16 protein-coding genes and 1 pseudogene are annotated in these 26,770 nt (G+C 71.2%); 8 read left to right on the plus strand and 9 right to left on the minus strand.

Annotation, left to right across the window (positions count from 1 at the left end; genetic code table 11):
- Positions 1–13: 13 nt before the first annotated feature.
- The 3 genes from ACFV0T_RS20650 to ACFV0T_RS20660 form a co-directional block, all read right to left on the minus strand.
- Complete coding sequence (locus tag ACFV0T_RS20650; protein ID WP_385780894.1) at positions 14–2,896, minus strand: SNF2-related protein; 2,883 nt, start codon at positions 2,894–2,896, stop codon at positions 14–16.
- Positions 2,897–3,033: 137 nt separating this feature from the next.
- Positions 3,034–4,287, minus strand: a complete 1,254-nt coding sequence (locus ACFV0T_RS20655) for a protein kinase (RefSeq protein ID WP_385780897.1) — start codon at positions 4,285–4,287, stop codon at positions 3,034–3,036.
- 233 nt (positions 4,288–4,520) lie between these two features.
- Positions 4,521–6,686, minus strand: a complete 2,166-nt coding sequence (locus tag ACFV0T_RS20660; protein WP_385780900.1) for an N-6 DNA methylase — start codon at positions 6,684–6,686, stop codon at positions 4,521–4,523.
- A 272-nt stretch (positions 6,687–6,958) separates the two neighbouring features.
- Here ACFV0T_RS20660 and ACFV0T_RS20665 point away from each other — a divergent pair, with 272 nt between their 5' ends.
- From ACFV0T_RS20665 to ACFV0T_RS20690, 6 genes and pseudogenes are all read left to right on the plus strand, one after another.
- The gene (locus ACFV0T_RS20665) at positions 6,959–8,242 is read left to right on the plus strand and encodes a DNA sulfur modification protein DndB (protein WP_385780903.1); all 1,284 of its coding nucleotides are present in this window, start codon (positions 6,959–6,961) and stop codon (positions 8,240–8,242) included.
- A gap of 158 nt (positions 8,243–8,400) precedes the next feature.
- Positions 8,401–9,036 carry a ribonuclease HI gene (locus tag ACFV0T_RS20670; RefSeq protein ID WP_385780906.1) on the plus strand — a complete coding sequence of 212 codons (636 nt, stop codon included), beginning with the start codon at positions 8,401–8,403 and terminating at the stop codon, positions 9,034–9,036.
- A 62-nt stretch (positions 9,037–9,098) separates the two neighbouring features.
- Entirely contained in the window at positions 9,099–9,671 is a 573-nt protein-coding gene (locus ACFV0T_RS20675; protein WP_385780908.1) for a hypothetical protein, read from the plus strand.
- 197 nt (positions 9,672–9,868) lie between these two features.
- Entirely contained in the window at positions 9,869–10,303 is a 435-nt protein-coding gene (locus tag ACFV0T_RS20680; protein ID WP_340370623.1) for a hypothetical protein, read from the plus strand.
- Between the two features lie 274 nt (positions 10,304–10,577).
- The gene (locus tag ACFV0T_RS20685; protein WP_385780911.1) at positions 10,578–11,042 is read left to right on the plus strand and encodes a hypothetical protein; all 465 of its coding nucleotides are present in this window, start codon (positions 10,578–10,580) and stop codon (positions 11,040–11,042) included.
- A gap of 170 nt (positions 11,043–11,212) precedes the next feature.
- Positions 11,213–11,350 (plus strand): annotated as a pseudogene (locus ACFV0T_RS20690) (transposase); the annotation flags it as partial.
- Between the two features lie 1,236 nt (positions 11,351–12,586).
- On the opposite strand, the gene ACFV0T_RS20695 reads toward ACFV0T_RS20690, so the two are convergent.
- The 6 genes from ACFV0T_RS20695 to ACFV0T_RS20720 all read right to left on the minus strand — a co-directional run bounded on the left by ACFV0T_RS20695 (position 12,587) and on the right by ACFV0T_RS20720 (position 22,334).
- The gene (locus ACFV0T_RS20695; RefSeq protein WP_385780914.1) at positions 12,587–12,736 is read right to left on the minus strand and encodes a hypothetical protein; all 150 of its coding nucleotides are present in this window, start codon (positions 12,734–12,736) and stop codon (positions 12,587–12,589) included.
- 227 nt (positions 12,737–12,963) lie between these two features.
- On the minus strand, positions 12,964–17,634 hold the full coding sequence (locus tag ACFV0T_RS20700; protein ID WP_385780917.1) for a PQQ-binding-like beta-propeller repeat protein: 4,671 nt from the start codon (positions 17,632–17,634) through the stop codon (positions 12,964–12,966).
- A 61-nt stretch (positions 17,635–17,695) separates the two neighbouring features.
- Entirely contained in the window at positions 17,696–18,826 is a 1,131-nt protein-coding gene (locus ACFV0T_RS20705; protein ID WP_385780920.1) for a HupE/UreJ family protein, read from the minus strand.
- Between the two features lie 168 nt (positions 18,827–18,994).
- Positions 18,995–19,258: a VanZ family protein gene (locus ACFV0T_RS20710; RefSeq protein WP_385781083.1), complete on the minus strand. Its 264-nt coding sequence runs from the start codon at positions 19,256–19,258 to the stop codon at positions 18,995–18,997.
- Between the two features lie 143 nt (positions 19,259–19,401).
- The gene (locus tag ACFV0T_RS20715) at positions 19,402–20,766 is read right to left on the minus strand and encodes an aKG-HExxH-type peptide beta-hydroxylase (RefSeq protein WP_385780923.1); all 1,365 of its coding nucleotides are present in this window, start codon (positions 20,764–20,766) and stop codon (positions 19,402–19,404) included.
- Positions 20,763–22,334, minus strand: coding sequence for an FxsB family cyclophane-forming radical SAM/SPASM peptide maturase (locus tag ACFV0T_RS20720; protein WP_385780926.1), 1,572 nt, complete (start codon positions 22,332–22,334; stop codon positions 20,763–20,765). The genes ACFV0T_RS20715 and ACFV0T_RS20720 overlap by 4 nt, the downstream gene beginning before the upstream one ends.
- Positions 22,335–22,620: 286 nt before the next feature.
- Here ACFV0T_RS20720 and fxsA point away from each other — a divergent pair, with 286 nt between their 5' ends.
- Both fxsA and fxsT read left to right on the plus strand, forming a co-directional pair.
- Positions 22,621–22,839 carry an FxSxx-COOH cyclophane-containing RiPP peptide gene (fxsA, locus tag ACFV0T_RS20725; protein WP_385780929.1) on the plus strand — a complete coding sequence of 73 codons (219 nt, stop codon included), beginning with the start codon at positions 22,621–22,623 and terminating at the stop codon, positions 22,837–22,839.
- A gap of 179 nt (positions 22,840–23,018) precedes the next feature.
- A complete protein-coding gene (fxsT, locus tag ACFV0T_RS20730) occupies positions 23,019–26,720 on the plus strand; it encodes an FxSxx-COOH system tetratricopeptide repeat protein (RefSeq protein WP_385780932.1) in 3,702 nt (1,233 codons plus the stop codon).
- Positions 26,721–26,770 lie beyond the last annotated feature (50 nt).

Consider the following 26,770-nt stretch of genomic DNA (forward strand, 5'->3'; position numbering starts at 1 on the left):
CCTCTGCGGTCGGTCAGGCGGCGTGGGCGGTGGCGGGGGCCAGGACGGCGAGCACCCGCAGCATCGGGCGGCCGGTGGTGAGGAGGGAGTCCGCGAGGGAGGCGAGGCGTTCGCGGGTGCCGGTGGGCGCGGTGGCGCCGCCCGTCAGCGTCGGCTGCTCCCAGGAGCCCAGGCGGGTCTTGTACTCCTCGATGGGGGCCCTGAGCGGTTCGTTCCACGCGGCGCGGTGCCGTTCCAGGAACGCCTCGGCGGTGTCCAGGACGCCGGGGATGGCCTCGGCGAGGTGGGCCGGGTCGTGGGCGAGGCCCGGGTTCGCCATCGTCGGGCCGACCTGGGCGCGGCGCAGTACGGCCACCATGTCGTCGTCGACCTCGCCGTCGGTGGTGACGGCCATCCACTTGACGACGGTCGGGCGGCCGAGCGCGTTGGAGTAGATGCCCTGGACGAGGTACGTGGGCCGCGGCACGTCGGCCGTCAGCACCGGAGCCTCCTGGCGGTCCAGGCGGACCAGCACCTTGTCGGTGAGCCACTCCATGACCGGGTGCAGGTCGGTCAGTAGGGAGATGTCGGGCCAGCTTGAGGTCGCCGAGGCGCGGGCGCGCGTCAGGCTGTGGTCGGCGAGCCGCCGGTTGAAGGTGACCTTCAGACGCTCGCGCAGGCCCTGCTCGCGGATGTAGTCCGGGGGCAGCGCCTTGAGGCGGTGTACCAGGTCGGAGGGCGGGACGAAGGACAGCAGGCCGGTCTCGGGGTCGGCGGACAGGTCCAGCCGGTCGTGGGCGTCCGGGTAGACCTCGCGCAGCGCCTCGTCGAGGAACTCGCGGGCGGAGGCGAACAGTCGGGGCACGTGCGCCCGGGGTACTGCTCCGGTGCTTTCGCCGCCCGCGTCGGTGGTGGCCGCGTCCTCCTCCGGTTCGTCGTTCACGGCGCCGAAGAAGTCGGCGAGGAAGTCGTCCACGCCGTCGTCGGTCTCGGAGGCGCGGTCGGCGTCCAGGGACTCGTCCACGGTGCGGCCCCGCAGCAGGTCCTGGATGAGGGACTTCTCCTCGGCCTCCGCCCGGTAGAGGCCGGACACCGCCTCCGCCGTGCCCAGCGACTGGTGGGCCTGGGCCTCGCGCTCCAGGAGGCGTTCCGCGACGAGCGTGTCGTCCTTGGCACCGTCGACGGAGCTGGTGAGGATCAGCGCCCTGAACTGCGGCTGGTGCGGCTGCCCGTAGCGGTCGATACGGCCGTTGCGCTGCTCGATGCGGATGAGTGACCAGGGCACGTCGTAGTGAATGAGCTGGTGGCACTGGCGGTGCAGGTTGACGCCCTCGGAGGCGACGTCGCCGGTGAACAGGATCCGTACGGGCGTGTCCGCGAGGCCGAAGTCCTCCACGCACTGCATCTGCTGCTCGTCCGACAGCCCGCCGTGCATGACCCGGGCCGCCTCCTTCGCGGCCGTCCCCTTGAAGCCGAGGGCCCCCGGCACGGTCCGCGCCAGCCACTCCAGGGTCTGCACCCGCTCGGAGAAGACCACGACTCGCTTGTCGGACCTCGGCCCGACCCCGATCTCCCGCAACTGCTCCAGCAGGGCCCCGAACTTGCCCGAGTCCTCCTCCTCCATGCCCGACGCCAGCTCCAACAGCCGGTGCAGGGCCGCGCGTTCGGCGGCCGTCACCTCCGGGTCGTCCTTCTTCTCCAGCGTCTTGATGCGCGTGCTGACCGTGGACTTCAGCGCCGCGTGGGAGGAGAGGAAGGACTTCAGCAGCGTGTACGGGAAGAGGGGGACGTCACTGACCGACTTCGAACCGTCGGACGGCAGCCAGACGGCGGCCAGTTCCTCGAAGACCTTCTCCTCGGCGGGCGTGGCCGTCACCCGGACCGAACGGGAGGGGCCGCGGTCCGCCCACTGGCCCTTCATCTGCTCGCGCACCTCGGGGCTGACCTTGGTGCGCCGGATGAACAGGTGCTTGATGTCCTCGGCGCGGTAGTGCTCGGGGTCGCGGATCGCGGCCGGGTCGAGCAGGGAGATCAACTCGGCGAAGGAGCGGGCGTCGCCGTTGTGCGGGGTCGCCGAGGCCAGCAGCAGGGCGTCGGTGTGCGGGGCCAGCGTTCGGGCCAACTGGTTGCGCAGGGAGCCCTTGTTGATGAGGTTGTGCGACTCGTCGATGACGACCGCGTCCCAGGTGATCCGCTCCAGGTGGTGCTTGTACTGGTCGGTGTTCTTCAGGGTGTCGATGGAGACGATGACCCGCTTGAAGTAGGTGAAGGGGTTGCGGCCCGCGGGGATCTCCCGCTGGATCCGCTCGATGCCCACCGAGTCCAGGCGCACCAGCGGGATCGCGAACCGCGTCCACAGCTCGTGCTGGAACTGCTCCAGGACGTGCTGCGGGGTGACGACGAGGATGCGCTCGCCGCGGCCGCGGCGGATCAGCTCGGCGAGGGTGAGGCCGATCTCCAGGGTCTTGCCGAGACCGACGACGTCCGCGATGAGCACGCGGGGGCGCAGGTTGCGGCCCGACAGGGCGAGCTGCGCGGGACGCTGCTGATAGGGGAGCGGGTCTAGGAGGAAGGAGTCCGCGAGCGCGAGGCCGCGCTCGGCCTGCGGCAGCGGAGTCTTGCGCAGGACCGCCTCCAGGAACAGGCGCGAGCGGCGGAAGTTCGGCGAGTCGTCCCGCACCAGACGGGTCTGCCGCGGGTCGAGCAGTTCGATCCGGTCCAGCCCAGTGAAGAACACCGCTTCCTGGTCGCGCACGAAGTCCGAGGCGCCGACGGCCTCGATCCGGGCTCCGTCGTGCTCCGTCCGCGTCGCGTTGCGGACCAGCCACACCTCGTCCCGTACGAGAATCTGGGCGCCCGGCGGGAACTGGGCGTCCTCGCCGCTCGTCGAGGGAGCGGTGCTCAAGTCGGCGGTCACGCGGTTGCCTCCTGGGCGGTCGTGTCGGTGGGTTGGTGCGTTCTGTCAGGGGCGGCCGATGGCCTCACCGCCGAAGCGGTGGGACGCGCGGTCGAGGGAGCGGTCACACGGCTCGGTGCGTTACGCCGGGTGCGGTCTCAGAAGGGAGCGCTTGCCGCGTACGCGGCTCGGAGGCGCTCCGCCGTCCTGCGAGCCTGCACGGAGTGCCGCGGCGTGTGTGTGCCTTGCCGGGGCCGCCTGGACATCGTGGGCGGGCGGTCCGGTGCCGGCTGCTCGCGGCGGGGTTCGCAAGAGGGACCCCCCGTGGTGGGAGGCGTGGCGTCGGGGGAGTCCTGAACCGGCGGGTCGGTGAGGTCGGGGACGGTCTCGACCACGGTGGGGGAGGGAGCGGGTGAGTCGGGGAGAGGCGGGGCCGGCACATCCTGAGTGGCGGGAGCGGTCTTTGTGTCCGTGTCACTCGCAGGTGCGGGCAGAGGGAGGCCGGGGGCATCGGCGGGCGCGACCTGGTGCCGCTGTCCCGCGGTGTGCGCGGTGAGCCTGCGACGCGCCTGGGCGATCTTCATGCCATTTCCCTCGATCACCGAGCGGCACTGTTGCACCACCTCGGTCAGCGAAGGCCGGTCCTTTGCGCCGTGGGCGAGCATGCCGGTCAGCAGCGGCAGCAGTTCGCCGGGCGCATCGGACAGGTCCGGGGCCGTGTCGGGGTCGGTGACCAGGTGGAACACCATGTACGGGGTCACTGCCTCGTGCGGATAGTGACCGGTCGCGGCGAAAAGAAGCAGCGCACCGAGTGCGTACACGTCCACGGCCGATGTCAGGGGTTTCACGCCGGCGGCCTGCTCGGGGGCCATGCAGATGGGAGTGCCGACGACCTGGTGGGGAGCGGTGAGGGAGACGTGCGACTCGGTGAAGGCGGCCAGGCCGAAGTCGATGATCTTCGGGCCGTTCGGTCCGAGCAGGATGTTGGCGGGCTTGAGGTCGCGGTGGAGCAGGCCCTGCGTGTGCACGGCCGACAGCGCCTCGGCGAGGACCGCCCCGAGCGCGGCGGTGAGGACGGAGGGAAGCGGTCCGTGCGTCTTGACGTGCCGGGCGAGGTCGGGACCGTCCACGTACTCGGTGGCCAGCCAGGGCTGCTCCGCCTCCGCGTCGGCGCCCAGGAACGCCGCTATGCGCGGGCCCCAGATGGTCTTGAGTACCTCGATCTCCTGCGCGAACCTCCCACGGGACTCCGAGTCCACGATCGAGGGCTTGATCACCTTCACCGCGGCGGGCTCACCGCCGAGCGACTCTCCCAGAAAAACCTGACCCATGCCGCCCTGGCCGATCCGGCCGAGGAGCTCGAAGTCGCCCAGCGAGGGCGGGTCCTCGGGGTTCAGGGGCGTGATCTGCACGTGTGTCCTCGGAATTCGGTCGTGGCGGGCGTCTGATCAGCTGCGATGCACGCCTGGAGACACGGTAGTGGATGCGGTCGGGGCCGGGAACGGGTATTGCCGGATAGGTATGTCAACCACTCGGGGTGGAGAATGTGTGGAGGGTTTCGGCTGGATGCGGGCCGGCCGCAGTCAGGCCGCCCATCCTGTGTCCGCTGCCCATCGAAGCGACTCTCCGCGCGATGAGCGCGCGGTCACGTTCCGCGCGGCAGCAGCTGGCCGCCCGTGAGTCCGCCCGACAACAGCCGGGCCGTCTCCTCCGCCAGCCTGGTCGCCCGCTGTGCCTCCGCCCGGAGGGCGTGCACGTGCCGGAACGCCTCCCCGTACCGCCGCTGCTCTTCCAGCGGCAGCAGCGGCACGCGCAGCCGGCCCGGGCTGACCGTCAGTACCGTACTGCCCGTCGACGCGCCGGCGATGTTCTCCTCCGCGCCCAGGAACCCGGCGAGGAACCAGGCGTCCAGGCGTGCCGGGTCCGGCCGGAAGAGATGGACCTGAGGGCCGGGCAGCGCGCCGGCGTCCTCCTCGCCCGCGACCCGCGCCATGAGGCCGTCCGTGCCTGCGACCGCTCGTACGAGGACGTCCCCGACCTCGATCACGAGTACCGTCGCGTCGTAGATCCCCGTCAGAGCCTGCGAGGGGCCCGACCCGGTCGCGATGTCCGAACCGGTGAGCACCGCCCGCGTCTCGGGCCGCCCGTGTCCGCCGCTCGCGGCGTCTGCCCTGCCGCGCCCGCCGTCGGGCTGCGTGCGCAGCACGCTGAGCGCTCCGCCGCGCGACAGGTCGGACACCGTGGCCGTCCGCCACTCGCGGGCCGAGGCGCCCGCCGCGCTCCAGCCCTCCTGGGCCGCCGTCCGCGCGAGGGAACTCGCGGCCTCGGCGAGGTCGCGGCGAGTGGCGTCGGCCTCCACCGACAGCTCGGCCGGGTCGACCTCGGACCGTGACGCCCGTACGAGCCGCGCCGGGGTCAGATCCACCACGTCGTCCAGCAGGTCCACCACGCTGGCCGCGTGCGCGACACCGGGTTCGCCCTCGTACGCGTCCGGACTCTCGGTGAACGCCCGCCACGCACCCAGGGTCCGCGCGGTGATCCCCTCCCAGTTCGGGGTGGCGGACCGGTTCGCGCCCCGCGCCCGGGCGGTGACGGCCGCTCCACCCCGCCCGGCCGTCGCCGTGTCCGCCGCCGTGTCCACGAACAGCACCGACTTGCGCTCCGGGCCGCCCGGTTCGGGCCGTTGCAGCACCCAGATCTGCAGACCCACGTGCAGTGGTACCGCTGCGCCGGCCGGGAGCGCGATCACCGCGCGCAGGGCCCCGGCGCGCACCAGTTCCGCCCGTACCCGACGGCCCGACGCGCGGCCGGCCGTGGCGGGCGGCAGGAGCAGGGCCGCGTAGCCGCCGGGTGTCAGGTGGGCGAGCGCATGCTGCACCCAGGCCAGCTCCGATTCGGCGCGCGGCGGCACGCCGTACGCCCAGCGCGGGTCGTACGCGAGCTCGTCGTGACCCCAGTCCCGGACGCCGAACGGCGGGTTGCACAGCACCGCGTCGGCGACCAGGCCGGGGAAGGCGTCCGCGCGGAGACTGTCGCCGGCGTGCACGGCGACCGTGGCCTCCGGGGCCGCCAGCATCAGGCTCACGGCGCTGCGTCGGGCTTGCACCGGAAGCGTGTCCTGGCCGTAGAGCTCGCGTGCGCCCCGGAGGGCGGCGGCCGCCAGGAGGGTGCCGCTGCCGCACGCCGGGTCCAGGACACGGGCCGGGGATCCGGGGATCAGACGGGCGAGCAGGGCCGCGAGCGGCGCGGGGGTCCGATACGCGCCGGACGCGGCGCTGTCCTCAAGTTCTCGCTCCGCCAGCACGCCCAGCGCGGCCTGACCGCCCTCGTCGCGTACACACGTGTACAGCGCGCGCAGCACCGCAGCGTCACCTGTCTCGAAACGGACCTTTTCCGCGTCCGGCACGGCGGCGGCCGTGGACGCCGCGTCGCGCTGTGCCTGGGTGGCGAGATCGGCGTCCGGCAACTGTGCGGCGGCCATCAGCTCCTTCGGTGAGCGGGCCGCCACCGCGAGAACCAGAAGCAGCAGATCCGAGGTGTCGCCGCTGCCTTGCGCATGCAGGCGGAGGGTCGTCCGCAGTTCCTCCGACGGGGTTGCCGCCGAGGTATGACCGCGCGAGGCGAGCCAGGCGCGAACCGACTCCAGGTCGTACAGCGGACTGCTCTCCGTGCCGCCGGACGGCTCGGGGAAGTCCTCGTGCCGGCGACGCCAGTTGCTGACCGTGGCCCGTGTGACCCCTGCGATGCGGGAGATCTCGGCGGCGGTCACGTGCGCTGAGGGCGCCAGTTGGGCTGGTGGCTGCTGGGGCATGGCGTGGGGTTCCGCACCTCTCGGGCCAGTCGGATAGTGGACGGTTAACACACTACAGCGGTCGTCAAATCCGGCAAGCTGTTTGACGATGCTTTCACTGTCGTGCTTATCTAGTTCTGCTTCCGAGTGGAAGCGGTGGCCCGAGGCGCTCTGCTGAGTCCGTGCCGCGCATCCGATCTCTGCAGCCCTGCCGATCCCAGCGGGCGTCACGCACCGCCTGGTCCTCTCTCCCACTGCCCCCGAGCGCTACCTGCTCGGAAAGGAAGTCAGCCATGAGCATCACTGTCGACTCCTCGCGTCTCTCCCTGGTGCGGGAGGAGTCCACTTACCTGGCGATCCGCACCAGCCAGGGCGGCCGGACCGTCTACACGACGCGCATTCCGCTCGCCGACCTCTCGGTCATCCTCACCATCCCCGACCCGGCCAAGCCGGACCCGGACAACCGCAAGGTGGACATCACCCACGCCAAGGGCTTCGGCCAGTACCTCGCCGACAACCCCAAGTGGGTGGCTCCGGCCCTCCTCATCCGCGACACCGGCGGCTGCCGCTTCGAGCCGATCAGCGAAGACGGCTCGGTCGGCTACCTCACCGTCCCGTGGTCCATCGGCGGCATCGGACGCCTGATCACGATCGACGGCCAGCACCGCATCCTCGGGGTCCACCTGGAGAAGAAGCGCATCACGGACGAGGTCTCCCGCATCGACCGGGAGATCCACCGCGCCAACGAGGCCAAGAAGGCGAAGCTGGAGCAGGACCGCGAGGCGCTGATCGGCCGAATGCAGCGACTCAAGGACGAGTTCGTCGGCATCGACATCTACGTGGAGCCCGACGGCGTCAGCGGCCAGCAGATGTTCGTCGATGTCGCGGACAACGCCAAGGGCATCTCCGGTGCCGTCCGGGCCCGCTTCGACACCTCGCGCATCGCCAACCGCACGCTCAGCGACATCGTCGTCCACCCCCTCTTCCTGAGCAAGGTCGACATCGAGCGGGACCGGATGACCCTGACCAACCGCAACCTGATGGGCGCCAAGCACGTCGCCGACATCACGCGCGCCGTCATCGCCGGTCCCGGCGGCCGCGTCAGCAAGAAGGTCGAGTCGCTGACCGACAACGAGGTCATCGAGAGCGTCCGCAGTTTCCTGGACGTCATCTCCATCGCTTTCACCGCGCTCGCGGAGATCACCGAGGAGGACGTGGACAACTACGACCCCTCGCTCTCCGAGAAGAAGAAGAACGAACCGTCGGCGCCCCCCACCAAGGCCATGAGGCTGCGCGAGTCCTCGCTCCTGGGCTCGGTGGGCATGCTCCGCGTCCTGGGTGGCGTCTACCGCAACCTGAAGGAGGACGGAGCCGAGGACGGTGACATCCAGGAGTTCTTCAAGCGGCTCGACCGGCACATGACGGCCCCCGTCACCGAGGACAGCATCTGGCGCACCACGGACGCGAACGAGGACTTCGAGCCGAACGCCTCCGCCCCGATCATGCGTCAGCAGAACGTTGTGCACCTGACCAAGGTGATCACGGACTGGTACAAGAAGGCCCCGGCTGCCATCTGACCCACCGGCAACACCGGAGCCCGTCCACATCTGGCGGATTCCAGGGGTCATCGCAACACCGTGATGACGCCTGACCCACACGACCAAGTTCAACGGGCGTCACGCGCGCCCGCCCTCTCCCGCGGCTCCGTTGCATAGACAAGGAGGCAACAACTGTCATGGGTCGTCGTTCTCCGCTCGCCCACGCGCCCCGCCCCGCCACCTCCACTCTCCGCCAGGTGCGCGTGAACGACAAGGTCAAGGCCGTCGCCGGGCCGATCGTGCTGGCCACGGATGCCTCGGTCAGCCCGGACCGGGTGGCCTCCGGCTACCTTTCCACCACCGGCCACACCGGTCTGCGCGCACACCTCTACCCGAAATACCTCGTACGCTCCTGCTCCCGGGTGGTCGTCACCGAACTGCGCGCCGTGTACGGGGGCCTCAAAGCGGTCCTCCACACGCACCCCGGCCAGCTCATCGAGGTCCGCGTGGACAACCTGCAGGCGCTGCGGCACCTGCACAGCTGGCAGCAGGGCGGGACGGACATGCCCGAGGGCTACGACACCCACCTGCGCGCCCAGGGCCGCCGGCCCAGCCTGGTCAAGCTGCAGTTGCTCGCCGAGTACACCCCGCACCTGACCTTCGTCCACGAGAAGGCCCACGCCGGCCATCCCCTCAACGAGGCCGCGGACTCCCTCGCCAAGCTCGGCCTTCGCTGCGTGCGCGGAGCCGTCCCGCGCACTGAACTCCCGCGGCTGGTCCCGTTGTGGGCCGCCGGCGCCCTCGCCGACTACCGGCGCTCCCTGGCCGCCTGACGCACATTCCAGCTTCACACGACACGCACCCGCAAGGTGCATCTACATCCCCTGGGGGGACCATGAGTCAGCAGCAGTACCCGCAGCAGCCCCAGCCCGGTTGGGGCGGCCCTCAGCAGCAGGGTTACGGCACTCCGCCGTTCCAGCCGCAGCCGCCGAAGAAGTCGAAGGCGGGGAAGATCGTCGGCCTCGGCTGCCTCGGCGTCGTCGCCCTCTTCGTCCTGATCGGCGTCGTCGCCGCGGCCGGCGGCGGAAACGGCGACTCCATCGACACCGGCACCAAGGACAAGGCCGTCGCCGCCGGCCGCACGCCGGAGTCCGACAAGGCCGAGGCGACGCCCGCGCAGAAGACGAAGACGCAGGCGGAGCAGTTCAAGGCCTGCGTCGCCAAGTCCGGTACGGCCACGGAGAAGAAGGCCGTCCAGCACGTGACGAAGGTGACCGGCGCGGACAAGCGGAACGACATCCTGGACTCGGCTGAGATCTACACCGACTTCACCGGCGGGCTTATGAGCGACAACCAGGGGGACGCGAAGCTCATCGCCTCTGCGTTCACGTCCTGCTACGAGTCCGATAACGGGCTCGTCAGCGTCTACGGCCAGGACGGCGACCTCATCGCCAACGCCAACTACTGATCTCTTCGGCCAAGGCCGTGAGGTGGCGCGGCGGCAGCTCATTCGGCAGAGGCAAGGGGACTGACACCAAGCCGGCTGACCGGCTGCCCGAGCGTGTCAGTACGCCTCGAGTGCGGCGGCGAGGCGATGCTTCGCCGCCCCCGGCCACGACCTGCCGCGTGGTTTTCACCCTCCGATTCCTCACCTGAAGGACAACCGTGAACCGAGCCAACGTCATTGCCATCGCTGCCTGCGGGTTGACAGCCCTGTCCGTCACCGCGGCCACGGTGGACCACGTCAGTACACACTCCGCGCTCGCCGCCGCCCGCCGTCAGGCGGCTACGGCCGACCACCGCGCCCGTCAAGCCGAGTCCCGCCCGCCCAAGGTCGTCACCCATACGGTCACCAAGACCGTGGACAAGCCCGTCTTCGGTCGCTCGACGCTCCTCGGCGCCTACGCGGCCGGCGTCATATCGGGGGGCGTGTACGCCGACGACGGCAGCATGACCTACACCGCGAGCGACAGCACCTGCTCGCAGGAGTACGCCCAGATCTCCCAGGAGCCCACCGGCGGTACCGTCCACCGCGACGACTTCATGAAGACCTGCCTGACCAACGTCAACGACACCGCCAAGACCGACCCCGCGCCCTGACCGGCGGCGCTTGACGCTGACTGGCAGGTCACATGGGCGCGTGGGCGCAGCACCGGATCACCGACCCCTTTGCGCACCCTGCGCGGCAGTGGCGAAGTCGGTCTCCGCACGGCCTCGTTCGCTTCGACGGACTCGCCACCGTCACCGACCCCACGGCGCTAGCGCGCTTTCACCTGCGCGGGGGCGATGCGCGGCTGGGATCACAGCCACATCGGAAATCTCTACCACGCAAACGAATGCCCGTCATACGCCGCACACCTGGAGAGGATCACACGTGACCAGTCGTCAGTTGCTCGCCGCTATAGCCCTGATAGCCCTCCCCCTTGTTACCTCCTGCACCGCCGCCCCGCATGCCGCTGCCCCGTCTCCGTCCGCCCCGGCGTCAACCGTCTCCGCGGAGCCGGTGTCGGACCCGACCACGGAGACCCCGGCGTACGCCGACCCGAGTCCCTCCGACTTCACGATGAGGCTCAGGATCAAGCGGAAGCACTGCTTCGGCTCGGCCGGATGCAACGTGGACGTGGAGCCGGATCTGTCTTACGAGGGCATCCTGCCTATCGACCCGGACAAGACTTACGAAATCACGTACCGGATCAACGGTGATGAGAGTGGGCCGGTCATCGAGACGGTCACCTTGACCAACGGAACGTCGATGGAGTACTACCCCTCGTCTTTGTCCACCGCGAGTTCCGGTACCAAGATCACCAGCAAGGTCACGGACGTGGCAGAGGCGAACTGACGCCCCTGCTCCCCACCGGCACGGGGGTCACCTTCACTTGGACGGTGGCGAGATGCGTCATGGCTGGCGGTGCTTGGCGCCGGTCTGCGGGTCAAGCGCCGTGGTCGCGCGAACACTACTGAGGTTGAACTCGTGGAGTCGTAAGGGCTGACGGGCGTGGTCCGCTGTGCCTGGACGGCCCGATCGTGCTCATCTTGGACAATCTCAGGATTCACAAGGGTGCCGAACTGCGGGAGTTCGCCGACTCACGGGACTGGCTGAACGTCTACTACCTACCGCCCTACGCACCCGATCTCAACCCCGTGGACTGTGCGTTTCCTCTTGAGTGAGCGCCATGTACCTGCCCATCTCCTCGATGCCGGTACTTCGGGCGCCGGAGAGCTCAGCCCTGGCGGACGGGCAGGTCGTCCGTCGATCTGCTCCGTCGTGCCTGGTGGGGGCGGTGGTCACTCCAAAGGAAGCGCACCCACCCCATCATCGCGTCTGAAGGGCCCTGATGCAGTGGTGGGACCCGATGCCGATCAACTGTTGTTGCAAGGCGCTCAGTGGAATCAGCGCAACCAAGGAGGTGCCTGTGGGCGGCGGAAGGCCCATCCGCACGTGTTTGAAGTGCCGCAGCTCCATCGAGGTCGACCAGGACGGCCGCGTGGTCGCCCATGACAGGCTGCTAAGTCGTCTCCCCTGCCATGCCTCCGGTCAGCTCGCCGCACTCGTGTCGGTCGAGTGGGGGCCCGGTCCTCGACGTAGCCAGCAGATTGCGGGTGGGGGCAAAAGACGCGGGCGTGATCGGCGGAAGCAGCCCGAGTACCTCAAGCCCCCTGAGTGGATACCGAATTATCAGGGTGAGCACCTGCCGACAATCGGCTTGCCCGCCGATGGGTGGTTCGGTGTCTGGTTCCCGGCTCACACGATGTGGGAGCACGAGCGGAAACTCTCCGGCTGGCTCGGAAGCGATCGATCGTTCCGGTGGGACGGCCACGAGGGGTGTTGGACGGTTGCCAGCGCTCACTTCCCCCGCATAAGCCGGGAGCTGCTCCGCAGGTACCCGAGCGTGCTCATCGGCCGTGAGTACAACCCGCGTGAAAGGTGCAACTCGTCCTGCCAGAACGCCCAGGGCTTTTTGTGCACCTGCTCCTGCCGTGCCAAATACCACGGCCGTGGGAAATGGCGAAGTGGGTGGAGGACCCTGGGCGAGTTCAGCGGTCGGCGCGCGGGGAGGCCTTGGCACTGGATGGCCGTTGCCGTTGCTAGCTGATTGCCCGGCACCCGCTCGCGGAGTAAGCCTGCGCAGGGGCGGAGCCCCGCGCCCCGCTCCAGCCGATGGAGCCTAGGACAGCCGCTCGCCGCCGGGGCCGCTGATCTCGTGCGGTTGCCGTCCTGGCGCAGGGCGCCCGCCCACACGCTGTTGGGCAGGCGGGGGATGGCCTGCTCGTCGGCGGTGTGGATGGCCCAACCGGTCACCCATCGCGCCCGACGGCGACTCGTAATCAACGACTGAAGGTGGTCGAGGAGGGCGTGGCTGAAGGCCGCGCCGTCGATTCTGATCAGCGCGCGACCCGCTCGGCGACGGTGAGCTCCTCCGGCTCGTCGCGTACCTCCTGGAGCTGCTGGCCCAACTTCGGCGCCTGCGCCTCCAGTTCGGCCCTGCGGGCCGTGATCAGCTCACGAAGGTCCGGTTTCGCATCCCTGGCCACCTGACGGACCTCCCGCCCGGATGCGAACCGGAGCAATCCCCATCACGCAACGCCCCTGAGGACGTCCACCGAGTGACCCGCGCGAGCGGCGACCTCCGGCGCCGGCACACCGGAGGTCGTGGTGATGCAGGCCATCTGACGCGACCCTCCGCGTGGTTGGCGGATCGGCGCACGGGGCCGGCCCGGTTGGAGTCCGGGCCGGCCCCGTGTGGTGGGGTGGGTGGGCGTTACGGCGCGGGGACCTCGTCGAGGATGCCCACCGCGTCGGTGCCCGGGGTGACGACGAGCTTGCGGGTGAGGGTGTAGGAACCGCCCGCCGGCACGTCGACGTTGAATCGGCTCATCACCCAGTTGCCCGCGGCGTAGACGTCGAAGGCGCCGGCCGGCGTGCCGTAGACGAGACCGAACACCTGCGGGTCGGTCCCGGTCATACCGATGTACGGCTTGGTCGGGGTGTACGCCGTCGTCGCACCCGGCGCGACGATGCCGGTGCCCGGGATGACACTGGCCTGGCCGGCCGCGTCGTGGTCCATCGCGTCACCGGTCCACACGCTGAGGGGAGCCGAGCCGGAGTTTTTCAACTCCGTCGAGACCGTGGCGAAGTCGTCGCCCGGCTTCAGCGTGTACGTCGTCGTCGCCGTCAGACCCGTGAAGCCGTTGACCGGCCCGGATACCCGGACGACGGCCTTGTCGCCGGCCGCCTGGACGATCTTGACGTCGGTCGCCGCCACCGTCCGGACGTCCCACGCGTTACCGCCGGTCGGCTGGGTCGCCGAGACGTAGGGCAGGTTGATCCAGTCGAACTGGTCGGCCATGCCGCGGACGGCGATGTCGACCGGCTTGCCGCGAGTGCTGCCGGAGAGCTGCGAGTCGTTGAAGGCATCGGCGATCGCCATCGAGAGCTTGTCGTTCTCGAGCATGACGTCGCCGTGGCCTGCCTCGACCAGACCCGAGCCGATCTGCTTGCCGTAGCTCGCCTCGACCTTCACCGGGCTCAGCGCGACGTCGGCGACGCCGCTGCCCGCCGCCGGCACGGTGACCTTGTCCGCGGCCGTCTGGTAGCCCAGCTTGGACACCCGGATGTCGTACTGACCGGCCGGGGCCTTGACGCGGTACTTGCCTTGGGCGTCGGTGCTCGTGGTCGCGACCACCTTGCCGTCCTGCTCGAGGGCGACCCGGGCACCGGAGACGGCGGCGCCGCCCGCGGTGATCGTGCCGGCCGCGCGAGCGGCGTCCGGGACGGCCGCGTCGTGCAGGTCGATCTCGTCGGCCCACCTCGCGATGGTGCGGGTGGGGTCGCCACCGGCGGTCGCGTAGTCGGTCAGGTGGTAGAAGCTGAACTGCTTGGTGGCACCGGGCGCCATCGTGGCGTCGTAGTAGAGACCCTCGACGTAGCCGTACGCACCGACCGCGGCCGGCGTGTCCTGTGCCCAGGCGAGACCGTGAGCGGCCTGGCCGTTCGTGGTGGCCGTGTCAGCACCGACGTAGACGTAGTTCCCGGTCCAGCCCGAGGTCTTCAGACCCGGGTTGGTGCCGCTGAACCCGGGGATCCGGCCGTTGTCGACCGAGCTGTCGGGGTCGATCATGTAGTTGAAGTAGCCCTGGTAGCCCGTCGTGCCGGTGTTGGTCAGTTTGACCGTCATCTTCACGATCGGAGCGTCGGGCAGGGTCTCGTAGCGGACCTGCGCCTTGATGGCCGGGTCCGCCCGGTACTGACCGTTGCCGACCACGGCAGCGCCGTCGACCGCTAGGTCGGGCAGGTCGAGTTGGTCGTTCGGCCGGTCCCACGAGTCGGGCGGCGTGAGGCTCGGACGCAGCAGCATCTCTGCCCAGTCGAGGGTCTCAGCGCCGCTGGCGTCGTTGAGCATGACGTCCGACAGCGCGCCCTGGCCCAGACCGCCGACGCCGTTGTTGCCGGCGGCGTACGGAGTCACCGACGCCCGCATCCTGTCGTTGGCCAGGTAGTAGTACTCCGTGCCCGTGACGACGTCGGTGCGCGTGCTGCCGTTGCCGTAGTCCGGCGCGTACGTCGACTTGCCGGCGACCGGGTGGATCACCTTGATCAGCTTCAGGTCGGCCTTCTCGTTGCCGGTGGTGCCGACCGTGACGCTGACCTCGGAGCGGTCGTCGGCGATCAGGCCGCGCTTGGCCGCCGTGACGGTCCAGGTCGACGCCGGCAGACCCATCAGGTAGCGGCCCTTGGCGTCGGTGCTGGTCACCGCGGTGTCCTGACCGGCGGCGACGGCGGTGACCTTCGCGCCGGCGATCGGAGCGCCCGTCTCCGGGTCGCTGACCGTGCCGGTCACGGTCGCCCAGCGCTTCGCGGCCTCGCCGCCCGGCACGTAGGCGTAGAGGTTGCCGTCCCAGGCGCCCGTCACGACGGTGTTGCCGCTGACGGCCGGGCCGGCGCCCACCCAGGTGCCGGTCTCGTGGCTCCACAGGATCTGGCCGGTGTCGGTGGCCAGGGTGTAGAACCTGCCGTTGTTGGCGCCGACGAAGAGCGTGCCGCCGGCCACGACCGGGCTGGACATGACGCCACCGTGATAGATGTCGCCGGGCAGCATCCGCTCCCAGATGACGTTGCCGGTCTGGGCGTCGAGGGCGACGACGGCGCCGCTCGGGAAGCCCATGTATACGACGCCGTCCTTGACGGCCGCGGCGCTCGGGGTCGAGCCGCTCGAGACGAGCGAGGAGCGCGAGCTCCGGTAGGTCCACAGCGTCGCGCCGGTCTTGGCGTCACGGGCGGCGATGCCGTTGTTGGCGCCGATGAAGACCTTGCCCTCGGCCGCGGTCGGTACGCCGTCCTGCCAGCTGCCGAGCGACTCGGCTCCGGTCCACTTGCGGGCGCCGGTGGCCAGGTCGTAGGCGAGCACGCGGTCGGCGGTCTCGTTGCCGACGTACACGGTGCCGTCCATGACGGCGGGCGTGCCGTCACTCATGGTCGCGCCGGACATCGGAGAGGCCCAGATCTGCTCGCCGGTGCGGGTGTCGAGCGCCTTGAGGACGCCCTGGCTGCCGATGCCGAAGCGGGTCTGGTAGGGCCAGAGCACGGTGTGGCCGGAGACGGCCGGCGAGTAGTAGCCATAGGTGCGCTGGTTGTTGGGGGCCGGCGCCTGCTCGGGCACGGCCTTCCAGCGCGGCTTGCCGCTCCTCGCGTCGACGGCGTAGAGCTCCGAGCCCAGGGTCGGCGCGAAGATCAGGCCGTCACCGTAGGCGAGGCTGCCGTGGATCGACTGCGGCACCTTGAAGTTCCACAGCTCCTTGCCGTCCTTGAGCCGGACGGCGTGGATCCGGCTGTTGCCGTCGCCGTTCTCGTCGCGGGTGCCCGCGTAGACGACGCCGTCGTGGATCACCGGCGACCCGGTGAGGAAGGTGCCGTCGGTGCGGAAGCTCCAGGCCAGACGGCGGCCGGCCTCCTGTGCCGGCGCGACACCGGAGTGGGCCTCGTTGCCGTGGTGCTGGTTCCAGTCACCGCCGGCGACCGGCTTGAGCGCCGGCTCGCGGGTGAGGGTGAAGTCCGCCGACTTGGTCCAGGTCTTGCCCGCCGCGTCGACCACCTGCACGTCGACGCGGTGCTTACCGGCCTTCTGCAGGTGGTTGGGCAGGTCGCGCTGCCAGGTGAACTCGCCGCTGTCGTGCAGCGGTATCCATTTCTTGTCGCCGTCGATCCGGTAGCGCGCCGAGACGACCTCGTCACCGGTGTCGTAGGCGTTGATCTGGATGCCCGGGAACTTCGCGGCCGGCACCTTGGAATCGGGCGCGGGACTGACGATGGTGAGGTGCTCGTTCTCGCCGTACATCCGGAACGGATTGTCGAAGCCCGCACCCGCCATGTGGATGTAGCGGAAGCCGCGGGGCGCGTTGTCGATGGTGTAGGAGCTCGACACGGTCTGGATGTGCTTGGCGGTAGAGGCGAACGCCGAGTGGTTCTCGACGTGGTTGGAGTGCTCGTGGCCGACGAGGATCAGCTGCGCCTTGTACTGCTCGAGCACGTCACCGAAGGCGTCGTACGTCGACGGCGAGCCGAACGGGACGTTCATCGGCTGGTGGGTGAGGACGACGAGCTCGATGTTGTCGGTCGGGTCGTCATCGAGCGGAACGCTCGCGGCCAGATCGTCCTTGAGCCAGTTCAACTCCTCGTCGAACGGCGCCGAGCCGTTGTTCTCGAGCACCACGAAGTGCCGGTTGCCGTAGTTGAACGAGTACCACTCCGGACCGACGTTCTTGCGATAGTTGTCGATCTTGTCCTCGTACGCCGACCCGCTCGCGTACTCGTGGTTGCCGACGGCCGGCCACACGCCGACGGCCGACTGCTGGGTGCCGAGACGATACGTGTCGAAGTGTCCCTGGCTGGCGTCGTTGGTGAGGTCGCCGCTGACCGCGATGAAGCGCAGGTCGGTGCCCGTGGAGTTGATCTCGCGGATCTGGTCGGGCAGCTGCGCGTTGACGTGCGGGTCGGCGATGTTGGCCCAGGAGAAGGTGTCGCCGTCGGAGATTTCGTCACGGACGAGCGCGAAGTCCGCGGTCGGCGTGGCGTCGTCGGCGAGCTGGCCGAGGTTCGCCCAGAACCTCGGCTCCTTGTACTCGTCCAGGCCGAACCGGTAGCCCCGCGGCTGACCGGCCCACACGATGTCCGTCTTGCGACGGTCGGTGGAGATCGTCAGCGAGTAGGAGCCGTCGGCGGCGGTCGTGGTGGTGGCCGTGCCGTCGGAGACGCGCACACCGGCCAGGCCGGCCTCGTCGGAGCTGCGTCGGCCGTCGCCGTTGGCGTCGACGTACGCGACGCCGCTGACGGTGGCCTCCGGCGGGTCGATGGCGGTCGCCGCGTACAGCGTGAGCGGGCCCGCCACCACAGTGGAGGCAAGCCCCAGCATGGTGGTGTACAGGACAGCGCGCATGTGTGCGCGTGTCCAGGTGAACACGGACATCGGGATCCTTGAGAGTGCGGGGAGGTGGGTGTCAGGTCAGGAGCGGGGAGCGTTCGCCGAACCAGACCAGACCGGCACCTGCGACGGCGATGGTCGCCGCGACGGTGCCGAGCGTGAGGGCGCGGGCGGCGACCGGCGTGGTCGCGGCCCTGCGCAGGAACAGCAGCGCCGGGAAGATGAGCGCGATGATCGTCAACTGGACGAGTTCGATGCCGACGTTGAAGGAGACCAGGTCGGCCAGCGTCGAGGCCGACAGCGGCCCGTCGACGCTGAGCGCGCCCGCGAAGCCGAGCCCGTGCAGCAGCCCGAAACCGAAGACCACGGGCAGCCGGTGACGCGTCTTCGGCGAGAGCAGGTTGTCGAGCGCGACGAACGCGATCGACAGCGCGATGAGCGGCTCGACGATCCACCCGGGCACGCTGACCCAGCCGATCGCGGCCAGCACCAGGGTCACCGAGTGGGCGATCGTGAAGGCCGTGGCGACCTCGACGACGTCGCGGAGGCGCTTCGCGCCCAGCAGCAGCGCCAGCAGGAACAGCACGTGGTCGAGCCCGAAGAGCAGGTGCTCCGCCCCGAGCCGGACGAACCGCGGGATCTCGCTGAGCAGGTCGGTGTGCCCCACCGTGACGCTGGTGCGGGCGGTGTCGAGCAACGTCGTACCGCGGCGGCCATCGATGTCGTAGGCCACCATCGTGGTGGTGTCGTCGATGACGCCGTCGGAGGCGCGGAAGATGTCGCTGCGGACGGTGAGCGCGCCGGACGCCGGGCAGTCGTAGGCGAGCGCGACCCGCACCGCGCCGGAGTCGGCGAGTTCGACGCGGGCACCGTCCGCAGCGGTGCACCCGATCGAGCCGCGGCTCAGCCGCAGCCGTTCGCCGACGTACGCCGCCACGTCGCTCGCGTGCGCGTCCAGCGAACTGCGCCGCACCCCGGTCGGCACCTCGGCGGCCGTGCCGTCCGCGCCGGCCGCGTCCGGGCTCAGGACACCGTCGAGGCTCAGCAGCCGGGCGAGGACGTCGTACTCCACGTCGACGACAGCCGTGACGTCGTCGCCCTGGCTGCGCAGATCGACCGCGACCGAAGTCGCACGGATGTGTGCCTGCGCCGGAGTGGCGACGAAGAGAACGGCAACAAGGGCGGCGAGAAACGTCAGCAGACGCACAGTCGAGCACTTCCATGGTGAGGGGAACGGCGGTCGGCCCCAACCCTGCAGTGCTCGCACAACACCCGGCAACTGGAGATGTCCCAGTTCACCGACCCTTCCACTGCCGGTCACCCACCAGTCGAGAGCCGGGTTGCCGGGCGTCGAAAGCTGGGCTTTCGAACCCGGCTACGAGGCCCGCGTACGAAGCCGGGTGAGCCCGGCGCCCAGGGGCCACCCGCACGAGGTGAGCATGACGTCCTTGACGTCGGCGGCGCGGCTCAACAGCAACTGGCCGAGCCCGATGAGCAGCAACAGGCCCGCACCCGCCGCGACCACCGCCCCCGCCTGCGGCAGCACCACGCGCAGCAGCCATCCCACGGGAGCGAACAGAACTCCACGCTGCCCACATTGACGATGGTGACAGCGCGAAGAGTGGCCCTCCTGTCGGATCCGTGGGTCTTGGCCGGAGCCGCCCTTGCGCGATCACGAGCGCATCGGCCGTGGTCAACTCGCCCCTCGGACACCAGCTACAGCTGAGACCCCTGTCGATCAGGGGTCTTCTGCGTTTCTCCGCGCGGTCTGCGGATCCGGGTTCACGCCGACAGCATCCGCGCCGTGCTCCCGTTGCGCTCCCGCCACGCCGCGCGGTGCGCGCGGGCCGCCGATTCGGCGCGGTGCCTGGCACTCGCGGGGACCGGCAGTCGGCACAAGGCGTCGAGGGTCCGCAGCATCCGGTCGGCGAAACGGACGCCCAGGGGCGTGAGCCGGCCCGAGGCCAGGGTCACGAGCGTCGCCTCCCGTGCCGCCAGGCGCCAGCGAGCGAACTGCATGTGTGCCTCCGTACGCAGTCCCGGGTCCGGCTCCGTCTCGCGCTGCCGAGCCCAGAAGCGTGCCACGCCGAGATGGGCGTACGCGCCGTGGAAGAGGCCGAGCAGGGGACGCGGGTCGGGGCGCCAGGGGGCGTAGAAGCCTTCCGGGCCGCCCGGCTCCAGCAGGTCGAACAGGTGCAGCAGCGCCGCGAACTTGTTGTGCTGCATCTCGTGCGTCATCGTCACCGCGAAGCCCGGCCCCGTCGTCGGCCGGGACATCGCCACACACCCGAACGTCTCCGCGCTGCTCCCGCTGACGGTTCCCTGGCCACGGCCGACGAGGGGCACCAACAGGCGTGGCCCCGCGGCCAGTTCCGTGTACAGCTCCGGGTGGTCCGTGCGCAGCAGACCGCAGGCCTCGCGTGCCACCGCCGCCCAGCGGCGCACCTCGTCGGCGTCCAGGTCGTCGGGGCAGCGCGCCGCGTTCGGGAATCCCGGCTGGTCCAGGACGTCGAGCAGCAGCGGGGCGCCGGAGTCGAAGGTGGCGAGCAGGTGCGCCCCGTGCCAGCGGCCCGCGCTGCGGTACGGGGACGCGGGCACCGTCAGGGTTCCGGGAGCGGCGCCGGGGGAGTGTCCGCGCAGCGAGAGCCGGGCCCGGCCGGCCGCATCGACGCGTATCTCGGCCCGGCCCCCGGAGCCCGCCTCGGGGAATCGGGCCCTGCCGAGCGACGGCAGCACCACCCACGGGCCGTCCACCGGCCACTCCACCCGCCCCGGCAACTCCGCGTGCACCGCCGCGGCGGCGGCCAGCGCGGTGAACCACCGCACGGGCGATCGCTCCGGATCGTCCCGCCGCGTCAGGTGCGCGAGCAGTCCGAACAGGGCGGGTCCGGCCGCCGGGTGGGTCAGCACGGCGGCCGCCGCCTCGGGAGCCGCGCGCGTGGCGGCGGCGAACAGCTCCCAGGCGCGCCCGGCCTCCTCGGCCACCGGTCCCCCGGCCGCCCGGGCCGCGGCCGTCGCGGCGTACATGCTGGCCAGGCGCCGGCTGTGCTCGGCGCGGGCCAGCAACCGCAGGGCGCCGGCCCCGCCCCCGCCCGCGGCGACCTCGTCGAACAGTTCGCCCGGCATACGATGCGGCGACGGCGTCATGCCACCTCCGCTCCCGTCGCACCCGGACCCCGCCACCGGCCCGGATCCGCGCCTCGTCGCCGATCGGCCCCGGGGGCAGGTCCCCGCGCGGGAGGCGAACTCCGGCGCCGACCGGTCGACGGATCCTGCCGCGGGTCTGCCTGTCGTCCCTGTGCCGGGTGGGTCTGCTGTTGTTGTGCCGGGTCTGGCTGTCGTCCCTGTGCCGGTTGGGTGTGCTGTTGTTGTGCCGGGTCTGCCTGTCGTCCCTGTGCCGGGTCGGTGTGCCGCTTTCGCGCCGTGTCGTCCGGCCGTTCCTGTGCCGAGTCGGTCGGCCGTTCCCCATCCCGCCTCGACCCCGTGTCCCCCCGCGTCAGGCCGGTTCCCGTCATGTCCGCCCGCAGTCGGTGCCGTACCCGGCCGATCAGTTCCGTCAGTTCCGCGCAGTACACACTCGGGTTGGCGAACCCGGTGTCGTGTCGGTAGCGGGTCGCGTAGTGGCCGCCGCCGCACACCCGGTGCAGCGGGCAGGCCCGGCACCGGGCGCACAGGCCGTCGGCGCCCCACTGGCGGGCCGCGACGCCCGGATGGCGCAGGAGTTCGTCGAAGGAGTGGCGCCGGATGTCGAGTCCGGTGCGGACGGCGCCGTCGTAGGCGGTGCGCAGGGCGTCGTCCTGGGCGAGGGAGCCGTCCGTCTCCACCACCGCGTACCGCACGGGGGCCAGGCCGAGCGACTCCGTCCGCGGGGTGCCGCCGAGCAGCAGCGCGAGCAGGTCGTCGAGGAGTCGTACCCGCGTCTCCTGGGCCGGGGCGTCGTACCAGCGCTCGAAGACGGCCCACAGCCAGTCCGCGTAGGGGGTGCGCCGCCCGGCGGGGTCCAGCCCCGGCGGCGGGGTGTCCCAGTTGCCCAGCGGAAGAAGGAAGTCGACGGCCGGCGGGCGGTGTTCGAGGAGATCCTCGTAGGTGCGCACCGGGTCGTTGCGCAGGTCGATCGTGCACAACAGGGCGCCGAACAGCGGGCGGTAGACGTCCTCGGCGAGGAGGCGCAGCGCCGTCCGGACCCTGGTGTGGCTGCCGCGTCCGTCGGCGCCGCGCCGGTGCCGGTCGTGCGCGGCCCGCCCCCCGTCGGTGCTCACGCCGATTCGCAGGCCCAACTCGCCGCACAGGTCCAAGCGTTGCCGGGTCAGCCGTAGGCCGTTGGTCTGGAGCGAGAGGTGCAGTCGTATGCCGTCACCGACTGTCGCGCGCAACACCCGTACCGTCCGGGTGAGTTCTGTGTCCCCGATCAGGAGGGGCTCGCCGCCGTGCAGGACCACACCCGCCTCCGTGACGCCGTGCGCGGACAGGTGCGCGGCGACGCGTTCGGCGGCGCGGGCCACGGTCGCCGGGGCCATCGTGCGCGGCTGTGTGCGCCAACTCTGGTCATGGGAGCGGTACATGTAGCAGTAGTCGCATGCCAGGTCGCACCGGCTGTGCACCTTGAGGACGAAGGAGTGGAACGGGTACGGCACCCAGCCCGCCGCCTGTGACGCTTCCACGTCGGCGGCCCTCGGCCAGGGCGGCTCGGCATGGCGCAGTGGCGGTCGACTCATCCGCTTCCCCCCGAAGACGTACGCAGCGGACCCGGCCCGGCGTGGTCGGCGGCGCACTCTGTTCGACCAGTATTCGTTCGTGGTGCGTCCAGCGTCAACATCACGAATGAGTCAACGGGTGCCTTCCGGGAGGCGATTGTGGGCGCCCCGGCGCTCGATGGGTTCCCACCGCTGCCGCGGGAGCGGGCCTCGGCGCTACCCTGAAACGGCAGTCCCGTAGCCTGCCGGCGCGCAGGCGTCCGGAGGGCCGCCGCGGCGGTCCACGAGACCTCATGGAGTGGACACCGTGGCCGAAGCCGAAGGCGTCGCCCCTGGTGAGGCCCGTGCGGGTGGGGCCGGTGGGTCGACGCCCGACGTCGAGTCCACCGTCCTGGACCTCACCGCACTCGCACCCGAGGACGTCGCCGCCCTGCCGGAGTCCGTGCTCGGCGTGGTCCTGCGCCGGGTGTACGCCGGTTGCGCGGAGGGTGATCCGTTCGTCACCGGGCACAAAGAGAGCGCATGAGCGCCCGGTGCGCGGAGCGACCCTATACTGACACCTCTGTGTCCGTTTTGCGAATATTTACCCGTGGTGCCGCCCAGCCCTGCCGCCTTCCCCGTCGCCTTCTCAGCCGCCGTCCCTGTCGCTTTCCCTGTCGCTTTCCTTGTCGCCTTCCCTGTCGCGCCGCGCCGAGCGGAGAGGTCATGCCAGACGTCAACCCACCTGACGGACGAGCTTCGTTCGCCGTCTTCCTCGCCACCTCCGAGAACCTCGGCCTGAGCACCACCCTGCGCAACGCCGCCGACATCCTCGCGGAGGCCAACCGCAGCGTCCTCGTCGTCAACGGCCGCTCCGCAGCCGACGGCCCCTCGGCCCAGCTCCCCCCGCCCGCACCCGGCGAGGTCCGTACGACCGCCGTCGTCGGCCCCGCGCTGGCGGCCCTCGGCGCCGACCCCGTCGCCGCGTCCTACGACCACGTCCTGATCGAGGCACCGGTCCCCGACACGCCGGAAGCGGCGGAGGCGACCCGGCCCGCCGCCTACGCCGACGCGCTCGTCGTCGGATTCGCCATGACCGCCTGGTCCATCGACGGAGCGGCCGCCCTCGCCGAGGACCTCACGGCGCGCCGGGCCGACCGCCCCCCGCGGCTGCTCACCCTCGGCCTCAAGAGCGACGTCGGCGTCCACGACCGGCTGCGCAACGCGCGCGAGCGGGTGCGCCGCAAGTTCGGCCCGATCGCCCGCACCCTCGGCGAGGACGACATCCCCTTCCTGGAGATCCCGTACAACCCGATGTACCAGGACAGCCGCAGCCTCGCCGTCGAGGCCGAGGACGCCGGCACCGTCACCGGCCTGCGCCCCTACTACGAGCGGCTCGCCGACTGGCTGCGCGACCGTCGTACCGCGCGGCTGACCGATGTCACCGTCGTCCACTCCACCCGGCACGCGCCCTGGGCCGCCTGGCTGCGCGACCGGCTCGCCGCGCAGGGAGTACGCACCGAACTGCGCCGCGCCGACACCTACACCGGCGAACGCCCCGACTCCGGCGGCGCCCTGCTGTTCCTGTCGCCCGACGACGCCGACGAGACGCTGCTCGCCCAGATCGGCGCACTCTCTCACACCGACGTACGCATCGTCCTGGTCGACGAACCGTTCCCGCACACCGAGGCCGCGCACCACGAGCGGATCGACCTGCGCGGCACCACCGAGGAGGAGGCGCTGCGGCTGCTGTACCGGGGCCTCGGCCTCGGCACCGCCGAGCACGCCGCGCCGCGTGCCGCGGCCCGCTTCCCCCGGCTGCCCGAGACCACCAACCTCACCGTGCGCGGCGGCGGGTTCGTCGACCGGGGGGACCTGCTCGCCCGGCTCGACGGCACTCTGCGCGCCGCCGGCCGCGACGGCAACTGCGCGGTCCTGCACGGGCCCAGCGGCTGGGGCAAGAGCGAGGTCGCCTATGAACTGTGCCATCGCTACGGCGCCGGCTACGACGTGGTGTGGTGGGTGCGTTCCTGGGAGCGGCAGCGCGTGGAGCGCGGCCTCGCGCGGTTGGCCGGCCGCCTCGGCAGCCCCGAGGAACGGCTCGGCTCCAGCGCCGACGACGCCGGTGTCTCCCGTCTGCTGACCCGCCTGTCCCGTCCTGACGACGACCTGGGCACCTGGCTGCTCGTCTACGACGGCGTCACCGACCCCGCCTCCCTGGACGGCCTGCTGCCCGTGCCGCACGAGCGCGGGCACGTTCTGATCACCAGCCGTCTCCCCCCGCAGCCGGAGACCCCGGCCGGCGCCCCCGGCACCCCGGGCGTCCCCGAGACCCGCCCCCCGCACCTGACCCCCCTGGCCATTCCCCCGATGACCCTCGAGGAGAGCCGCGCGCTGCTCGCCGAGCGGGTCCCGGAGATCACCGAGCAGCAGGCCGGACAGCTCGGGAACGTGGTGGACTTCGTCCCGCACGCCCTGCACCTGGCCGCCCACTGCCTCGCCGAACGCGCCGCGGTCCATCGCCGCGACGACCACATGAACCCGGACGCCGCCCTGCGCGCCGCGGTCGGCGACGTGCTCGCCGAGTACCGCGCAGGCAAGACCGAACTCCTGCGCCACACCGAGGGCGCGGCCCCGCTCGCCGTGATGGTCCGCGTCGCCCGGCGCGTCGTACAGTCCACCCCCGGCGCCGTCGCGTGGCGCGCCGAGAGCCCCGAACACGACGCGCTCGGCTGGCTGCTGAACGCCGCCTCCCTGCTCACCGGCCGCGGCATGGGCCTGGAACTGCTGCGCTCGCGCCGCATCCTGTCCGAGCTGGCCCGCGACGACGACGCCGACCGGCCGCCCACCCCCGGCACCCGCCACCCCGACGACGTGCAGCTGCCCGACGAGCACATGGTGAGTGTCGCCCTGTGGGCCCTGGCCCAGGTCGGCCTGCTGGACGTCGACTTCGACCGCGCCGCGCAGCCCCTCGCCCAGCACCACGCGCTGCGTGACCTGATCAGGGAGGGCATGGCCGACGAGGACCGCCACCACATCGAGTCGGTGCTCCGGGGCATCCTCGCCGAGTACGCCCCCCAGGAGCACCAGGACCTGCCCGCCGACTGGGCCCGCGAGGTGTACTCACTGCGCCTGTGGGAGGACCCCCGGCCCCGGGTGCGCCGCTCGCTGCTGCGCCACCTCAGCGCCCTCAGCCGGCGTGCCGAGTCCGCCGACCTCGTCCGGCTCCTGGAGATCGCCGCCCGCGCCCGCGACAACTGGCGGGCCGACGGCGACGAGCAGTCCCCCGAGTACCTGAGGCTGCTCAATTTCACCGCCCGCGCCCACCGTCTGCGCGGCGACTACGACACCTCCCGCCGTCTCGCCCAGGAGGCACTGGGCGGACACCGCAGACTCCTCGGCACCACCCACCCCCGCACCCTGCTGTCCGCCGACTCCTACGCGGCGACCCTGCGCACCCTCGGCAGGTTCGACGACGCCCTGCTCCAACTGCGCCCCGCCCTGGACGGACTGCAACTGCTGCTCGGCTGGAAGCATCCCGCCACCATCCAGGTCGAGTACAACGTCGCCCTCACCGAGGCCCTCACCGGCCGTGTCGCCCGCGCCCTCAGCCGCGTCCAGGAACGCTTCCGCTACCGGCAGGCCGTCGGCGGCGCCGACGACGAGGTCGCCTGGGACAGCGCCGACCTGCTCGCCTACCTCTACCGCGCCGCGGGCCGCGACGGCGAGGCCCACGACCTGCTGCGCCAGCGGCTGCGCCGGCACGGCGACATCTGGGACGGCGACCGTCTCAACACCGAAGTGGGCCTCGCCGTCAGCGAACGCCGCCTCGCCGACGGCTTCCCGGCGGTCAAGGACCCGCGCTACGGCTACGAACTCGCCCACGAACGCGACCAGCGGGCGCTGCGCCTGTACATCGGCCGCTTCGGCGCCGACCGGTTCGACACCCTGCGCTGCCAGTTCAGCTACGCCGCCGACCTGCACGCCCTCGGCAAGGCCGACGAGGCCGAACAGCAGGCCCGGCAGTGCGGGGACACCCTCGCCCGGCGATTCGGCCCGGGGCACCCGTACACCGCCCTGTGCCAGGTGCGCCACGGCGTGTACCTGCGGGCCACGGGCGAGGTCCGGCTGGCCGAGGAGGTGGGCCGGCACGCGCTGAACCTCCTCACCCACAAGCTGGGCCAGGCCCATCCCTGGGTGGCCGCCGCGGAGAACTCCCTGGCCGCCACGCTCGCCACCGCCGGCCGCCGCGACGAGGCGGCCGCGCTCGCCGGGGTCGCGCTGAGCCGGCTGCGTGACCTCGGCGTCGCGCACCGCCCCGACGGGCGCCGGGTGAGCCAGCACCTCGACCAGCTCACCACCGCCGAGACCGCCCGCCCGGCACCCCAGTCGGGCTACGACATCGACCTGGAACTGCCCGACGTGTAGCGCACCGCCGACGCCGGCCGGCCGCGAGCGGCCCCGCACCCACCACCGAA

This window comes from Streptomyces sp. NPDC059582 (assembly GCF_042735715.1).
Taxonomy (GTDB): Bacteria; Actinomycetota; Actinomycetes; order Streptomycetales; family Streptomycetaceae; genus Streptomyces.

What these genes read in the sequence shown, in the direction of transcription:
- ACFV0T_RS20660 (WP_385780900.1), bottom strand. Translation starts at nt 6,686, where the DNA reads ATGCCCCAGCAGCCACCAGCCCAACTGGCGCCCTCAGCGCACGTGACC.
- ACFV0T_RS20700 (WP_385780917.1), bottom strand. Translation starts at nt 17,634, where the DNA reads ATGCGCGCTGTCCTGTACACCACCATGCTGGGGCTTGCCTCCACTGTG.
- ACFV0T_RS20665 (WP_385780903.1), top strand. Translation starts at nt 6,959, where the DNA reads ATGAGCATCACTGTCGACTCCTCGCGTCTCTCCCTGGTGCGGGAGGAG.
- ACFV0T_RS20670 (WP_385780906.1), top strand. Translation starts at nt 8,401, where the DNA reads ATGGGTCGTCGTTCTCCGCTCGCCCACGCGCCCCGCCCCGCCACCTCC.
- ACFV0T_RS20715 (WP_385780923.1), bottom strand. Translation starts at nt 20,766, where the DNA reads ATGACGCCGTCGCCGCATCGTATGCCGGGCGAACTGTTCGACGAGGTC.
- fxsT (WP_385780932.1), top strand. Translation starts at nt 23,019, where the DNA reads ATGCCAGACGTCAACCCACCTGACGGACGAGCTTCGTTCGCCGTCTTC.
- ACFV0T_RS20720 (WP_385780926.1), bottom strand. Translation starts at nt 22,334, where the DNA reads ATGAGTCGACCGCCACTGCGCCATGCCGAGCCGCCCTGGCCGAGGGCC.
- ACFV0T_RS20675 (WP_385780908.1), top strand. Translation starts at nt 9,099, where the DNA reads ATGAGTCAGCAGCAGTACCCGCAGCAGCCCCAGCCCGGTTGGGGCGGC.